Below are 17,437 nucleotides of genomic sequence, written 5' to 3' on the forward strand. Positions count from 1 at the left end.
CTGAGCGATAGCCATCCTCGTACGGTCCGGCCGTTGGCTCACCCTGGAAGCCGCCTCCCGAGGAGCCGCGCCGCCAGCTTGCGGAGCCAGTCGGCGCGCCGGGCGTCGGGCGGCACGAGCCGACCGGTGCGCGCGGCCTCCAGGATCGCGGCCGTCTCGGGCGTCGGGTCGGCGCAGGCCTCCAGCACCCGGAAGATCGTCGCGTCCTCGTGCGCGACGCCCGCCTCCGCCACCCAGGCGTCCACCGACGCAGCGAACGCAGGATCCCCGGGGAACGGCTGCTCGACCGCGTTGCTCGGTCCGAGCCCGTTGATGCCGCTGATCACGAGCTCCTTGCGGTCCTTGTAGGTCAGACCGGCGAGATCCTCGGGGAGGAACGGGCGGCCGATCCAGATGTCCTGCACGCCCATGCCGAGCGGGAACTCGAGCCGCCGGTCGAGCGGCTCCGGCGGCAGCGCGCCGGTGAAGCGCACCGGCACCACCGGGACGCCCACCGCGAGCGCCATGTCGATGAACGCGCCGCTCATCTTGCGCACGGGCGTGCGGCACTCGAGCGACCGCGTGCCCTCGACGTGCACCATCACCCCCTTGCCGGCGCCCTGCATCTCGGCCCCGAGCTCCGCGATGATGCCCCCGAGCGACGCCTTGTCCTCGCGGTCGAAGTACGTGATCACCTTCGGATCACGCGCGCCCGGGTACGCGAAGCAGTGCGCGAGCAGCGTGCCGAGCCAGGTCGCGCGGTGCTCGGCCTTGGCCACCGTGACCGTGGAGACCTCGGTGAGGCCGGACACGGCGATGCCGAACAGCAGCGACTCCACGCCGACCTGGTGGTTGCCCAGGTAGAGCAGGCTCCGGCCCTTCACCGCGCTGAACGCCGCGGGATCGACGACGTGCACGCGGCGGATGAACCGCTCGATCAGGCCGAAATACAGGTCCTCCGCGGGCCAGCGGCCGAGGCCCATGGCCGCGCCCCAGTAGCGGCGGACCGGCTCCAGGTCGATCGCGGGCGCGCCGGCGGCGCGGACCACGACCTCGGAGCCCTCGCGCGCCACCGTGAACGGCCAGCGCGTCAGCGGCTGCGCCGAGGAGATCCCGGCGAGCGACACGGTCGACGGGTGCACGCCCGCGCGCCGCGCGACGTGGTCCTTCACCGCCGCCGCCTCGACGAGATCGCCCGACGCGGCGTAGAGCTGCGCCACCGTGCCCGGCATCCAGTCCATCGTGCGCACGTCCGCAGGGCCGCAGCGCGCCTCGCCCGACGCCGCGTCGACGCGCGAGACGCCGAGCTCGACCGGCGCGCGGTCGCGCAGGAACGCCCGGCGGATCCCGGGCGGGGCGCCGCCGATCGGGCCCTGCGGGAGCAGCACCTCGACCAGATGGAGCTCGAGCCACACGCGCTCTCCAGCCCCCGACGCCGCGAGAGCCGCGGCCCCTGCCCCGGCGCCAGCAGCGGCCCCGGCTCCGGCGGCGGGCGCGGCCTGCGCGATGGCCTGAACCCGGAACGAGACGAAGCGATCGTCGCGGCCCTCGTAGCGCACCTCGACGCGCACCGGCCCGTCGGGCGCCGGCCCGTACAGGCGCAGCGACGGGATGCGCGACGGGAACGCGATCTGGGCCGGCGGGCAGCCCGGATCCCACAGGGAGAGCCGGTCGTGCGGGATCGTGTGCGTGAGCGCGTCGAGCATGCCCTGGTGCAGCGCCCCGGGCGGCACCGAGCCCTTGCGGGGATCGAGCGTCGCCGACGCGCCGCGCGCGCCGAGCCGCAGCGCGGTCAGGTACTGGAACGCAGGGCCGTGGAACAACGTGCCCGCGGCGTAGGGGTCGTCCGCCTCCGGCGCGTCGAGCGCAGGCTCCGGCGCAGGGGCGGGCGGGTACGCGCCGGCCACGCGCACGCGGCCGGTACACACGGGCTCGAACCGCGAGAGCGCCGGGTTCGAGGCCTCGCGCCACGCGAGGAGCCGGACGTCGAGGACATCGCCGGAGCCGCTGGCCTCGGCCTTGATGCGCACCGGCCCCGGCACGGGCAGCCAGCGCTGCACCACCACGTCCTCCACCGCCACGACCACGCTGCCCGGCCGCGCCCGCAAGGCGGCGCCGGCCAGCCGATCGACCATGCTCATCCCGGGGAGCGCCGGGAGCGCCCAGGTGGGGCGGTGATCGGCCACCCACCCGTCCGGATCCAGCACCTCCTCGGCGTCGTCGGCCGGCAGCGACGGCGCGCCTCGGCCCTCCGGATCCAGCGGCGCAGCGGCTCGCCCCGCGGGCTCCTGGAGCCGCGCGCTCCGGTGGACGGCGCCCGGGAGCGACGCGAGGTGGCGCGCGTCGCCGCGCACGTCGAAGCCGACGTCGCGCCGCGCGCGGGAGGAGGCGCCGTCGACGATCCGCACCCCGAGCGTCGCGCCGTAGATGCGAAGGCCGTCCACCCACAGGTACGACTCGGCGATGACGTACGGCCCGCGGTCGTCGCGACCTACCTCGAGGATGTCGGTCTCGACCGTCACGCGGCGGCTGCCCGGCAGCACCTGGCCGCGGTACCGCCAGGCGTGCTCGTGCCCGGTCATCACCGGCTCGAACCGCGGGTCGCGGAGGCCCGCGTGGAGGTCATGGTGCAGCATCCAGAACTGGATCGTCTGCAGCATCGCCTCGATGCCGAGCGAGCCGGGTTGCACCGGATCGCCCAGGAAATGGGCCTTGAAGAACCACTCCGACGCGTGCACGTCCCGCTGCGCGCGGACGCGGCCGAGGCCCTTCCGGCCGCCGGCCTGCCACAGGCCGTCGACGCGGTCGATCATCAGCAACGACGGCCGCGCGAGCCCGAGCTTGCCGCCGCAGTACCGCGCGGGGCGCTCGCGGAGATCGACCTCGAAATCGGAGGGGGCCTCGAGCGCGGCGAGCTCCTCGGGCTTCGGCGGGAGCCCGACCTGCGTGGCGAGCGCGGCCTTCGGGAAGAAGCCGAACACCGTGTCGAGGTCGTACACCGGGGCGCCGCCGACGCTGCACTCGACCCGGAACGCCAGGATGATCATGCCGCTCGAGCGCGAGATGCTCGTGAGCTGCGACGTCGTGCGCAGCGCGCCGCCGGCCGGCGACGGGAGGACCTCGGCGCGGAGCGTGCCCTTGCCGTCGAGGTTGCGGAAATACAGCGCGCTCTCGGACGAGAGCGCACAGCCGACGTAGCTCGCGAGCCAGCCGCACGTCTGGAGCGCGGCCTCGAGCACCACCGCGAACGGCATCGTGAGGCTCGCGTTCTCGTCGAAGTACCAGGCGTCCTCCGGGACGTCGTACTCGACCTCGACCTTCGCGCCGGCCTTCATCGCCGCCATCGGGCTCGAGACCGAGAGGACCCGGCTCATGAAGTGGTACGGCGGCCCCGGGAGCCGGGCGACGTGCTGGCCCTCGTCGAACCGGCGGTACAGCGGGCCGAACGCGTCCGACGGCCGGCCCAAGGCGCACGAGAGCAGGCTCCGGTAGTCGAACGGGAAGCCGCCGGCGGCCGACGCGGACGACGCGCCCGACGCGGGGCCGCCCGGGGCCGCAGCGCCCAGCTCGGACCAGGGGACGCGCGCGACCGGCTTCGGCTCGACGTGGCCGTCGAGCAGCTCCGGATGGCCCGTCAGCGGCCAGTCGGGGCTCAGGCGCAGGCCCACGCGGCGGGCGTGGAACGCCTTGAGGCCGTCGACCGTGCAGAGGAAGTCGGCGTACACCGTGGGGCGCGGGCCGTCGTGCACCTCCTCGATGAAGACCTCGTACGTGAGCAGCCGGCTCGACGGGACCACCTGGCCGCGGCAGCGCAGCAGGTAGGGGATCTCGGGCACGGGCTCGAAGCGGAAGCCGTCCCCGTCCACCGTGAACCCCATCGCCGCCATGGTGAACGCGAGCGCCTGCAGGCAGCCCTCGAACATGAGCGTGCCCGGCATGCACGGGTCGTCCTTGAAGTGGCCCTCGAAGTACCAGCCGTCCTTCGTGATGGGCAGCGTTGCCCTGAGGTAGCCGCGCTTCCACGGGCCCCCCGCCGGGTCGAACGCGTCGACACGGTCGAAGAACAGCATCGGCGGCGCGCTGATCCGCGGCGTCCTGACGTGGGTGCGCAGGCGCTCGAAGCCGGGGCCGAACGCCGCCGCGCCGTCGCCGGCCGCGAACGCGAGGATGTCGGCGCGATCGAACGCGGACTTCTGGCACGCGATACGCGGGGGATCGAGGCGGGCGGCCGCCGCGGGCTCGGCGGTCTCGGCGTCCCAGAGGACGCCGCCGGAGTTCGCGAGCTCCTCGTCGGTGAAGAAGCCGGCCTGGCCCTTGCGCGTCTTCAGCCGCAGCTCGCCGCCGATGCGGCAGTCGTAGTGGAAGAAGAACAGCCGGACGTCGCCGTGCTTCGCGTGCCCGTCGACGTGGATGTCGTAGACGAGCGTGTCGCCCGGGCGCGGCAGGCCGCCGTAGAAGGTGAGCTCGCAGCCGAGCAGCCGGTAGACGCGCTCGCCCCGGTTCTCGAAGTCGGCGCCGAGCCAGCTGATGAGCAGCAGGTCGGCCTGACCGCTCTCGATCATGATGCCGGCCGGCATCGCGCCGTCGTGCAGGTACCAGGAGTCCCACCGCACGTCGGTCTCGGTCCACATCGTGCCGAGCTTCATCGAGCCGGGCTCGGCGTCGATCCCGGTGACCCGATCCGCGAGCAGCAGCGGCGGCATGGGCATGCGCACCTGGCGGCGGTAGCCGTCCTGCTGGGCGAAGAGCGGGCCGAACACGTCGGAGATCCGGCCCGAGGCGAGCTGCTCGAGCTGCTCGCGGCTGAACCGGGGGCCCCTCGGCGCGAGGGCGTCCGTGGCGGGGCGCGGCGCCGGATGCGGCGCGGCGGCGGGGCGCGGCGGCGCGGCGGGGCCCGGCGCCGGATGCGGCGCGGCGGCGGGGCGCGGCGGCGCGGCGGGGCCCGGCGCCGGATGCGGCGCGGCGGCGGGGTGCGGCGACTCGACGGGACGCGGCGGCGCCGTGACGGGGCGCGGCGACTCGGCGCGGGCGAGGCCCGCGGAGTCCGCGAGGATCGGCGAAGGCCGCGGCGCCGCGATCGGTCGCGGCGACTCGACGGGGCGCGGGGCCTCGGCGCGGAGCGGCGCGACGTGCGAGACCTGCGCCGCGGGGGCCGCCTGCACCGTCGCGAGCGCGCCCGAGGACGCGTGGACGAGCGTGTCCAGCGCGCGCTGCCGCACCTGCAAGAACCGGCGGTGGACCTGCGCCTGCTGCTCCACCCACTCCTGGTGGAGCCGCGCGAGCTGCACGGTGAACGCCGCCGCGCCGGCGACCACGTCGCCCGGAATGCCAGGCACAGGCGACACGACGATCGCCGGCGCCACCTGCAGCGGCTCGTACGCGACCTCCGCGACGGTCGACGCGACGACCGCCGGCGCCGCCCACAGCGGCTCGTGCGCGACCTCCGCGGCAGGCGATGCGACGGGCGCCGGCGCCGCCCGGAAGGGCTCGTCCGGGGACAGCGCCGGGAGATCCTCCGCGGCGGAGAACCCCGTGGGCCCGGGGTACAGCGGCGGCAGGTCGTCGAGGGCGGACGGCAGAGGCGGCGCAGGTTCCATGGAGTCTCCGGGAGATGAGCAGGAGGCCGCGCCGGGCACGACGATCGCCGGCGGGTGGGCGGGAAACGTGAGCTTCGGTCCCTCCGAAGGCCGCGGCGGCGGCAGGGGCGCAGCCGGACCGCCGGCCCCGATACGGACCGACAGCGAGCCGCCGCCGAGGCCGGCGCAGCGGACCTCGGCGACGCGGACGTCGTCGGACCACGGCGCCCCGTCGGGCTTGCGGGCATGGCGGCAGGCGAGCACCGCGGCCGCGACGTGCAGCAGGCCGGAGGCGGCGTGCGCGTGGCCGAACCGCGGCGCGAGGTCCGTGGCCGACAGCACGAGGCCCGGGTCGGCCGGCTCGTCGAGGACCACGGCGAGGACCGGGTGCTGCTGGCGGACGGCGTCGTCGAGGCGCTCGACCACGAGCACGACCGCCGCGTCGCCGGGCGGCAGGCGGACGCCGAGCGCCTCGAGCGCGGCCACGTGGGCGGGCTCGCACGAGAGGTCCACGGCGCCGACGATCGCGGCGTCCACGGCGCCGGAGCGCAGGGCGCTCCCCGCGATGCGCAGCGCCCACGGCCCGGAGAGCTCCTCGGCGGCGACCGTGAACGACGGCCCACCGACGTCGAGCTGGCTGTTCAGCCGGTTCGCCGGGATGTTCGGCATGTTGCCGACGACGCCCGCCGCCTGGAGCGCGGGGATCACCGCGTCCTGCAGCGCGCCGACGTCGACCGAGGGCCCGAGCCGCGCCGGCGCCGTCTCGGCGAGCCGCCAGCGCGCCATGTACCGGCACACCTCGGTGTCGGCGCCCATGCCGATGAGCACCGCGGTGCGGTCGCGCGGCAGCGAGAGGCCCGCGGTCGCCTCGATCGCCGCCTCGAGCAGCAGCGTCTGCTGCGCGAGCGCCTGCTGCAGATCGCGCGGGGGGAACCGGAGCTGATCGGCGGGCAACGCGACGGTCGCGCGGCGGGGATCCGCGCCGCCGCCGGAGAGGAGCGCCTCCGCGAACGCCGGGACGCCGCTGAGCTCACCGACGCAGAGGCCCATCGCCACCACGGCGAGGTGCCCCGCCGGGGCGGGGCGCGCGGACGCGGCGCGCGAGGCCTCGGGGCGCGGCGCGGCGCGGGCGGCGCGGGCCGGCGGCGAGGCGGGCTCGTACGCCTCGACGAGGAGGTGGGCGTTGTTGCCGCCGAAGCCGAACGCCGACAGGCCCGCGAGGCGCCGCCCCTCCCAGGGCTCGGCCCGCTGCAGCACCCGGAACGAGCTCGCTGCGACAGCGTCGCTCAGCGGATCCGCGTGCAGCGTGGGCGGGCGGACCCCCGCCGCCATGGCGCCGAGCAGCTTGAGGAGCCCGGCCGCGCCCGCCGTCGTGACGAGGTGGCCGAGGTTCGACTTGAGCGAGCCGAGCGGGACCTCGCGGCGGCCGAACATCTCGGTGAGCGTCGCGATCTCGGTCGCGTCGCCGAGGGGGGTGCCCGTCGCGTGGCACTCGAGCAGCGAGACCTCGCGGGGATCGAGGCCGGCCATGGCGTACGCGGCCCGCATCGCGCGGAGCTGGCCCTCGACCGCCGGCGCGAGCAGGCCGCGGCCGCGGCCGTCGTTCGACAGGCCGACGCCGCGGATCACGCCGAGGATGGGCTTGCCCGCGGCCTCGGCGTCGGAGAGGCGCTCGAGGACCACGAACGCCGCGCCCTCCGCCGGGACGAGGCCGTCGGCCTCGGACGAGAACGGGCGGCTGCGGCCGGTGCGGCTCATGGCCGACAGCGCGCAGAACCCGATGTGGATGAAGAGGTCGTCCGACCTGCACACGGCGCCGGCGAGCATCCGATCGGCCTCGCCGTGCTGGAGGCGCTCGCAGGCGTGCGCGATCGCGTACAGCGACGACGCGCACGCCGCGTCGAGCGCGAACGCCCCGGCCCCGAGGCCGAGCACGTCGGCGAGCAGGTGGGCGGGCAGCCCCGACATGAACCGGTTGCGCGGATCGGGCCGCGGGACGCCGGCGAGCTCGCCGAGCCACGTCGACTCGGCCCAGGCGGACATCGCCGACGAGGGGAACGAGAGGTTGCCGAGCACCGCGCCCGCGCGGTCGGACCGGCCCTCGTGGCCGGCCTCGCGCAGCGCCTCGCGGCCGGCGTAGAGCACCCACTGGAAGAGCGGGTCGAGCGCGAGCAGGGCCTCGGGCGGGCCGCCGCGCCGTGGGAACGGGTCGCGGGCGAGCACGCGTCGGAAGTGCTCGTCGAAGCCGGCGACATAGCCGCCGCGGTCGCTCCACGCGCGGTCCCTCGCGTCGCGCGGGTCGCTGACGACCGCGCGCTCGCGCGAGAGCCGCCAGCGGCCCTCGGGGGCGGCGGACAGGAGGTCCCTGCCCGCGAGCACGTTGTCCCAGAGGGCCGCGGGGTGGAGCGCGCCCGGCAGGACGCACCCGCGGCCGACGATGGCGATGGGCTCGAACACGGGGTCCTCGATCACGCCTGGCCGCGCGCCGCGTCGGGGCGGAGGACGTACTGCACGTCGCGCAGCTCGGCGACGAGCGTGCCCCCGGCGTCGACGAACGCGATGTCCGCCTTCGTGCGGTCGCGGGCCACGATCTGCCCGCGCACCACCGCGCGCAGCGGGCCCTCCGACGGGCCCTCGGCGAAGGTGTGCAGCGCGCCCACGGACATCGGGAGCGCCGCGCCGCCGAGCACGTGCTGCGTCCAGAGCGTCGCGAGCTGCAGCCCGCCGTCGAGCGCGGCCGGATCGGTCTTCCACGGCTGGGTCACCCAGCCGGCCTCGCGCAGGCCCACGACCGTCCCCGCGATCCCCTCGCGGCTCACGCCGTCGAGCCGCCGGATCACCTGGAAATCGCGGCCGTGGAAGAGCGTGTGGCCGTCGTACAGGTCGTCGCCGCCGCTCCACGGGCCGAGCGACGGCGCGGCGGGGCCCTTCGGGGCCACGCGATCGGCGAGCGGCCGCATCTCGATGGTCGCCGCGTAGTGCAGCGCCCCCTGCGGCCCGCGCAGCTCGGCCGCGAGCACCGCGCCGTGGCCGTTGCTCACCTCGCGGCAGTCGACGCGGAACACCTCGCCGCCCGACTCGTACGCCGCGAGCTTGATCCCGCGCAGGACCCGCACGTCGCGGAACTGGGTCACGACGAGATCCGGCCGGCACGCGCGCGCCGCGCGGGCGAACCACTCGAGCGCGATCACCACCGGCACGACGGGGACGCCGTTGATGGCGTGATCGGCGAGGTACGGGTGCGTCGCGCGGTCGGCGCGGACGGCGAGCGCGACCCGCCGGCCGTGCTCGGGGGCGGCGAGGGTCGTCGGCGCCGCGCCGAGCACGACCTCGACCGCGGCGGGCGAGCCTGCGCCCGGGCCGTCGCAGAGCTCGTCGATCAGCATCCGCGCGCCCGCCGCGAGCGGGATGAGCGGCACGCCGAGCTGCGCGAAGTGCGCCTCGAGCGCCGCGTTCACCATGCCGCCCTGCCAGGGGCCCCAGCCGAGCGACTTCACCACGCAGCCGGGGCGGCGCGCGGCCTCGGCGGCGGCGACCTTGTTCAGGACCTCGTTCGCCATCGCGTAGTCGCACTGCCCCTTGTTGCCGCTGCGCGCGGCGATCGAGCTGAAGAGGACGATCGCCTTGAGCGGGTCGCCCTCGGTCGCGCCGAGCAGCGCCCGGAGGCCGTCGACCTTCGTGTTGAACACGCGGTCGAACTGCTCGACCGTCTTCTCGGCGACGAGCTTGTCGGCGAGCACGCCCGCGCCGTGGACGACCGCGGTGACGGGGCCGAAGGCGCGGCGCACGTCGCCGAGCGCCGCGGCCACCGCCCGCGCGTCGTTCACGTCGGCCGAGACGTAGAGGGCCTCGCCGCCGGCCGCGCGGATCGCGTCGAGCGTCGCGCGGACCTCGCGGTTCGCGAGGATCCTCGCGACCTGGCGGCCGATCTCCGCCGGGGTCGCCTTCTGGCCCGCGGCGGCCGCCGCCTTGACGAGCGCCGCCTTGAGCGCGGCCTCTCCGCCCACGCCGCGGCACGCGGCCGGGTCGTCCTCGAGCGCGGTGCGCCCGAGCAGCGCGAACCGCGCGCGGCTGGCCCTGGCGAGCGCGATCAGCGTCGCCGCGGTGACGCCGCGGGCGCCGCCGCTCGCCACGACAACGTCGGACGGCCCGAGCGGGAGCGGCCCGGGCTGCGCGTCCTCGCGGGCGCTGTGCAGCGCGGTGCGGCGGCCGTCGGCGCGCAGGCCGATCTCGAGCTCGACGCCGCCGGAGAGGAGCTCGGTGGCGATGGCCTCGGCGAGCTCGCCGGCGGGGCGCCCGGCGCGCTCGACGTCGATGGCGCGGCAGGACGCGTCGGGCCACTCGAGCGCCGCGGTCTTCGCGAGGCCGGGCAGCCCGCCCGTCCAGGCGCGGTCCGAGCCGGAGAGGCCGAAGTCGCCCCCGGTGTCCTGGACCGTGACGAACAGGGCCGGCTTCGCCGCGATCGCCTGGGCCGCGAGGAACGCCTCGCGGTGGACGGCGAGCGCCTCGTCGACCGTGGCGAAGTCGCGCAGGCCGCCGAGGAACACGGCGCCGCGGGCGCCGCGGGGCACGGCATGGGCGTACTCGGCCGCGATCCCGCGCGCCCCGAGGGCGGCGACGAGCGCGGGGCCGATCGCGTCGTGGCCGGTGACCACGACGGTGCCCGCGTCGAAGAGGCCGGGCATCGCGAGGCCGGCGGCGGGCGCGGGGACCTCGGCGAGCGTCCACCGGCCGAGGTCCGCGGAGGCCGAGGCCGCGTCCTCGACGGGCGCGGCCGGGGCGGCGCCTGCGGCCGGGCCGAGGTTCGCGCGGAGGTGGTCGACGACCTGGCCGAGCGTGCGGAGCTGCGCCAGCGCAGCGGCGTCGACCTCCGACAGCCCGGGCGTGCGATCGCGGACCGCCGAGAGGATCTCCACCCGCTTGATGCTGTCGATGCCGAGGTCGCTCTCCAGCTCCATCTGCAACCCGAGCATCTCGGCCGGGTAGCCCGTCGTCTCGGCCACGACCGCCATCACCACCCGCTCGACGTCGGCCGCTGCCGGCGCCGCGGCGACAGCCGCGGCAGGCGCCGCGGCGGGCGAGGTCACAGCGACCGCTGCCGGCACGGCGGCCGGCGACGCGACGGCAGCCGCTGCCGGCGCCGCGGGCAGCGACGCGCGGAGGTGATCGACGACCTGGCCGAGCGTGCGGAGCTGCGCCAGCGCCGAGGCGTCCACCTCCGACAGCCCGGGCGTGCGGTCCCGGACCGCCGACAGGATCTCCACCCGCTTGATGCTGTCGATGCCGAGGTCGCTCTCCAGCTCCATCTGCAACCCGAGCATCTCGGCCGGGTAGCCCGTCGTCTCGGCCACGACCGCCATCACCACCCGCTCGACGTCGGCCGCTGCGGGTGTCGCGGCAGCAGCCGCTGCCGGCACGGCGGCCGGCAAGGCGACTGCGGCCGCTGCCGGCGCCGCGGGCAGCGACGCGCGGAGGTGGTCGACGACCTGGCCGAGCGTGCGGAGCTGCGCCAGCGCCGAGGCGTCCACCTCCGACAGCCCGGGCGTGCGATCGCGGACCGCCGACAGGATCTCCACCCGCTTGATGCTGTCGATGCCGAGGTCGCTCTCCAGCTCCATCTGCAGCCCGAGCATCTCGGCCGGGTAGCCCGTCGTCTCGGCCACGACCGCCATCACCACCCGCTCGACATCGGCCGCTGCCGGCGCCGCGGCGGAAGCAGCGGCAGGCGCCGCGACGGGCGAGGCAACGGCGGCCGCTGCCGGCGCCGCGGGCAGCGAGGCGCGGAGGTGATCGACGACCTGGCCGAGCGTGCGGAGCTGCGCCAGCGCCGAGGCGTCCACCTCCGACAGCCCGGGCGTGCGGTCCCGGACCGCCGACAGGATCTCCACCCGCTTGATGCTGTCGATGCCGAGGTCGCTCTCCAGCTCCATCTGCAGCCCGAGCATCTCGGCCGGGTAGCCCGTCGTCTCGGCCACGACCGCCATCACCACCCGCTCGACCTCCGCGGACGCAGCCGGCGCAGGGGCGGAAGCGACGGCAGGCGCAGCGGCGACGGCGGGCGCGGCGGCAGGCGCAGCGCCGACGGCAGGCCTCGCGCCCGCGGCCGACGCGGCGGCGGGCAGCGACGTGTGGAGGTGCTCGACGACCTGGCCGAGCGTGCGGAGCTGCGCCAGCGCGGAGGCGTCCACCTCCGACAGCCCGGGCGTGCGGTCCCGGACCGACGACAGGATCTCCACCCGCTTGATGCTGTCGATGCCGAGGTCGCTCTCGAGCTCCATCTGCAGCCCGAGCATGGAGACGGGGTACCCCGTCTTGTCCGCGACCACCTCGAGGACCAGCCGCTCGAGATCGACCCCCGGCGCGGCCACCGCCGCCGGTGCTGCCGCGGCGGGCGCCGCGGGCTTCGCGCTCGCCGCCGCGGCGGGCGCCGCAGCGACCCGCACCGGCGCCGCCACGGCGGGCGCCGGCGCTGCGGCTGCCGCCTTGGCTGCCACCGCGGGCGCCGGCGCTGCCACGGTCACCCTCGCTGCGGCCGCGGGCGCCGCGGTCACGACCGCGGCACGGTGCTCCCCGCCTGCGCCATGCAGGCCGTCCTGGCCCACGCTGCCCCTGCCGGTGCTCGTCAGCGCCCCTGCGTGCCCCAGGGACGCCTCCGAGATCGGCCCCGCATGCACCGGCGCAAGCAGCATGGGCGCAGGCCGCGCCGCAGGCGCCGCCGCGGCGGCCGTGTACGGAGCGCCGGTCGCGAGCGCGGCGAGCCCCACGAAGGAGGCCTCGGCCGCCTGCAAGAAGGCGATGTGGCTCTCCGCCATCGTGCGCTGGTACACGCCGTGGGCTTCCGCCGTGGCGCGCTGCGCCTCCTGGTAAGCAGCCAGCCACGACGGGCTGACGGCCGCCGCGGGCGTGCTCACCACCACCGGGGACGCGCTCACTGCGGGCTGCGACGCGCTCACTGCCGGCCGCGACGCGCTCACCACCACCGGCGCCGCCGCGCTCACCGCCGGCGCCGCCGCGCTCACCGCCGGCGCCGCCGCGCTCACCGCCGGCGCCGCCGCGCTCACCGCCGGCGCCGCCGCGCTCACCGCCGGCGCCGCCGCGCTCACCACCGGCGCCGCCCCGCTCACCGCCGGCCGCGCCGTGCTCCCTGCCGACGCCGCCGCGGTCACGGCGGGCCCCGCCGCCTTCGCTGTCGGCTGCGCCGCGCTCACCACCGGCTCCGCCGCGCTCGCGACAGGCCCCGCCGCCTTCGCTGCCGGCTGCGCCGCGCTCGCCCCCGGCGCCGGCCTCTGCGCCGGCCGCGCCGCGCTCGCCTTCGGCAGCTCCTTCGCGCCGCCCTGCGGCGGGTACGGCTTGCCGTAGTTGCTGCCGTTGATCGGCAGCGCCAGCTTCGGCTTCGGCAGCGTCCGCGGGTCGACCGGCGCCGCGAAGCCCTCCCAGAGGACGCGCGCATCCACCGGGACCCCGGCCACGGCGAGCCGCGCCACCGCCTCGAACAGGCTCGTCACGCCGTGCTTGCCCTTGCGGTCGAGCGCCACCGCGCGGTGCGGCCGGCCGCTCAGGATGTCGCCGACCAGGTTCGTCAGCACCGACCCCGGGCCGACCTCCACGAACGTGCGCACGCCGGCCGCGTACATCCGCTCGATCTGCTCGACGAACCGCACCGGCTCGGCGAGCTGGCGCGCCAGCCGGTCGCGCGCCCCGTCGCCGCCGCCCGGGTACGGCTCGACCTCCGCGTTGCTGTACACCGGCGCGGCCGGCGCCCCCACCTCGATCCCCGCCAGGAACTCGCGGAACGGCGCGCTCGCCTCCGCCACGAGCGGCGAGTGGAACGCCGCGGCCACGTCGAGGCGACGCGCCTGGATCCCGAGCTCCCCGAGCCGCCGCTCCGCCGCCTCGATCGCCGCGACCGAGCCCGACAGCACCACCTGCTTCGGCCCGTTGTGGTTCGCGACCACCACGTCGCCGAGCCCGAGCGCCCGCACCTCGTCGATGGCCCGCGGGACCGCGATCATCGCGCCCCGCTCCGACGACGCCGCGCCCATCAGCTCGCCCCGCCGCCGCGCCACGCGCAGGAGGTCCGCGGCCGACAGCGCGCCCGCCGCGTGCAGCGCGGCGATCTCGCCGAAGCTGTGGCCGGCGAACGCGTCGGCCCGCACCCCCAGCGCCGCGAGCAGCCCGAGGTGCGCGAGGCTCGTCACGCCGATCGCGGGCTGCGCCCACCGCGTCTCGCGCAGCCGCGCCTCCTGCGCCCGGCGCTCCTCGTCCGAGAACACCGGCCGCGGGAACACCACCTCCTGCAGCGGCGCGTCGCCGATCGCCACGCCCGCCGCCGCGTCCCACGCCGCGCGCGCCGCGTCGAACGTCATCAGCACGTCGGCGCCCATCGCCACGTACTGGCTCCCCTGCCCCGGGAACAGGAACGCCACCTGTCCCGGCGCCTCGCCGCTCGCGCAGTGCACGAGCGGCGCCGCGAGCGCCTGCTCCGGCTTCGCCCGGAGGTGCGCCGCGACCTGCTCGAGCTTCCTCGCGAGATCCGCCTCGTCCGTCGCGCACAGCCCGAGCCGCGCCGGCCTCGAGGCGTCGAACGAGAGCACCGACTCCCGCGCCAGGAAGCGCAGGATCTCGGGCGTCTCCGCCGCCTTCGCCATCGCGCGCGCGCGATCCGCGAGCGCCGCCGGCGTGTCCGCCGACAGGAGGACGAGCTCCGCCGGCGCGGACCGCACCCGCCACGCCCGCGGCGCCGGGCCCGTGTACTCCTCCAGCGCGACGTGGAAGTTCGAGCCGCCGAACCCGAACGAGCTCACCGACGCCCGCCGCGGGTGATCGGACGCGCGGATCCACGGCCGCGCCTCGGTGTTCAGATAGAAAGCAGTCTTTTCGATCTCGAGCTTCGGGTTCGGCTTGTCGACCTTGATGGTCGGCGGGAGCACCTTGTGGTGCAGCGCCATGATCGCCTTGAACAGCCCCGCCGCGCCGGCCGCCGCCTTGGTGTGGCCGATCTGCGACTTCACGCTGCCGAGCGCGCACCACTGCCTGTCGGCGCGCCCCGACTCGTCGAACATGACGCGCAGGCCCTCGAACTCGGCCGCGTCGCCGGCCTTCGTCCCGGTGCCGTGGGCCTCCATCAGCTCCACGGTCTCGGCGCCGTACCCGGCGGCGGCGTAGGTCCGGCGCAGCGCCTTCGCCTGCCCTTCCGGCACCGGCGCATACACGCTCTTGCTCCGGCCGTCCGAGGACGAGCCGATCCCGCGGATCACCGCGTACACCCGGTCTCCGTCGCGCTCGGCGTCGTCGAGCCGCTTGAGCGCCACCATGGCGATGCCCTCGCCGAGGAGCGTGCCGTCGGCCTTGTCGGAGAACGGGCGGCAGTCGCCCGACCGCGACAGGGCCGGCGTCTTGCTGAAGCACATGTACATGAAGGCGTCGTTCATCGTGTCGCAGCCGCCCGCGATCACGAGATCGGACTGGCCGAGCGCGAGCTCGTTGATCGCCATCGACATCGCCGACAGCGACGACGCGCACGCCGCGTCCGTCACGCAGTTCGTCCCGCCGAGGTCGAGCCGGTTCGCGATGCGCCCGGCCACGACGTTGCCGAGCAGGCCCGGGAAGCTCGACTCCTGCCACGGCACGTACTTGCCCGAGATCGCGTCGCAGGCGCGCTTCACCTCGTCCTCCGGATACCCGAGCTCCCGGAGCGCCCTCGACCAGACCGGCCGCTGGATCCGGCTCACCATCGAGGCGAGGAGCTCCTGCGCCGACGTGACGCCGAGGATGACGCTCATCCGCTCGCGGTTCATCGACTCGAACTGCCCCTGCGCCGCGTCCTCGAGCACCCGCTTGGCCACGATCAGCGCGAGGAGCTGCGTCGTGTCCGTCGCCGGCACGATCGAGGGCGGCACGCCCCACTCCAGCGGATCGAACGGCACGTTCTTCAGGAAGGCGCCGCGCTTCGCGTACGTCTTGTCGGGGGCGGACGGGTCGGGATCGTAGTAGTCCTCGACCAGCCAGTGCGTCTCCGGGACGTCGGTGATGAGGTCGGTTCCAGCCAGGATGTCGCGCCAGAAGCCGTGAGCGTCGAGCGAGCCGGGGAAGATGGCGCTCACGCCGACGACTGCGATGGGCGGAGTACGGGAGGACGAAGAGCTCATGAAGGACCTCAGCAGATGATCAGGCGCTCAGGCGAGCGGGCGGGGAGTGAAGCTGAAGGCGGCGCTCGGCACGGGGACGCCGTACGTCCGTAGCTGCTGCGCGCGCGTGACGACGGCCGCGCCCTCGAGCAGGTTGCGCGCGACCTGGACGACAGAGCGGTTCTGCGGATCCTCGAGGAACGACCCCTTGACCCAGCGGTTGAACGCGCCCATGGCAGGGCCACACCAGATCTGGTAATCCGCGCGGCGCTTCGGGTCCCCGGCGATGGCCCACTTGCTGGACATGCCGAGATACCAGCGGAAGATCAGCGCCATCTTGTGCTTCGGCTCGCGCGCGGCGCGCTCGAGCTCGGCGGGGTCGCGCTCCGCGAAGAACCGCTCGCAGCCCGACCACACCTCGTCGCACGACATCTGGAACATCTCTCGCTCGACGCGCGCCCGCACGTCGGCGGGCAGCGACTCGATGGAGTCGTGGGCGACGTAGAGGTCGTAGAGCCGCTGCGCGCGGACGCCGAACATCGTGCCGCGCTTGAGCACCTGGACCTGCACGCCGAGCTCGAACATGTCGGCGGCGGGCGTCATGACCACGTCCGGGAGGTCGGCCTGGGCGAGCATCTTCTTGCCGTCGTCGGACAGGCCCGACTCGACGCACGCCTGGTTGACCGAGCCGGTGAGCACGTAGGCGGCCCCGAGCGCGAACGCCGCCGCCACGGTGGACGGCGTGGAGAGGCCGCCGGCGGCGCCGACGCGGATCGGGCGCTGATAGCCGTGCTTCGCCGCGAGATCGTCCCTGACGCCGAGGATCACCGGGAACAGCGCGACGAGGGGCTGGTTGTCGGTGTGACCGCCGGAGTCGGCCTCCACGGTGATGTCCTCGGCGACCGGGAGGCTCCGCGCGAGCTCCGCCTCGTCGCGGGTGAGCCACCCGTTGCGAACGCAGGTATCGAGGATCTCGGCGGGCGCCGGGGCGAGGAATCGGGCGGCGACCTCCGGGCGCGAGATCTTCGCGAACAGGTGGTTCTTCCGGTCGATCCGGCCGTCGGGCAGGCGCCTGATGCCGCTGTAGGCGAACCGCACGACCATCGGGTTCAGGCCCATGTAGGCGGCGGCCTCGGCGCGGCGGACACCCTTTCTCAGGTAGAGCTCCACGGTGTCGCTCTCCAGCCGGGGCTGGTTCGGAGCGTGGATGAGGTTGCAGCCCCAGGTGGGGCCTTCCGTGCCGAGCGCGGCGATGATCTCGTCGACCGCCTGCTCGATCCGGTGCAGCCCGAGGCCGGCGGCGCCGAAGAACCCCATCATCCCGGCCTTCGCCATGGCGATGGTGATCTGCGTGGTGTGGATACCGTTCGCCATCGCGCCGGCCACGTAGGGGAAGCGCAGGCCGTGGACCTCGAGGAAGGAGCGGTCTCCGAGCCACTCCGGGTACAGCGCGGGCAGCGTGCCGAGGAGCGGGAACGTGGGCACTCCATTCACCTGGTCCTCGCGGATGACCGCGCCGCCGCGGGACACGCCGACGCGCCCATCCGGCGTCTCGCGCACCACGTGCACCGGCTCGCGCACGAAGGACACTGCCTCCCGCAGGTCGGTCGACGTGAACGCGGGGAGCCAGGGTCCGCTGCGCCAGATCCCGATCGGCTGGAGTCCGGCGCCGCGGAGGGCCTGCGGGTTCTCTACCATGCTGAGATGCCTCCTAATGACAAGCTCGCGCTCTATAACATCCGTGGTGATCGCCGC

Annotated in this window: 3 protein-coding genes; all 3 read right to left on the reverse strand. The window is 75.6% G+C overall.

The features are described from left to right. Positions 1-38: 38 nt before the first annotated feature. The 3 genes from WME76_RS48090 to WME76_RS48100 are packed head-to-tail and all read right to left on the reverse strand — an operon-like array spanning position 39 to position 17,380. On the reverse strand, positions 39-8,027 hold the full coding sequence (locus WME76_RS48090) for a beta-ketoacyl synthase N-terminal-like domain-containing protein (RefSeq protein ID WP_437962935.1): 7,989 nt from the start codon (positions 8,025-8,027) through the stop codon (positions 39-41). After that, positions 8,024-15,703, reverse strand: coding sequence for an SDR family NAD(P)-dependent oxidoreductase (locus tag WME76_RS48095; RefSeq protein ID WP_437962936.1), 7,680 nt, complete (start codon positions 15,701-15,703; stop codon positions 8,024-8,026). Before WME76_RS48095 ends, WME76_RS48090 begins: the two co-directional genes overlap by 4 nt. Before the next feature lie 27 nt (positions 15,704-15,730). After that, entirely contained in the window at positions 15,731-17,380 is a 1,650-nt protein-coding gene (locus WME76_RS48100) for a PfaD family polyunsaturated fatty acid/polyketide biosynthesis protein (RefSeq protein WP_437962937.1), read from the reverse strand. Between the last annotated feature and the right edge of the window lie 57 nt (positions 17,381-17,437).

The sequence above is a fragment of the Sorangium sp. So ce119 genome (assembly GCF_051524405.1).
Classification (GTDB): domain Bacteria; phylum Myxococcota_A; class Polyangia; order Polyangiales; family Polyangiaceae; genus Sorangium; species Sorangium cellulosum_G.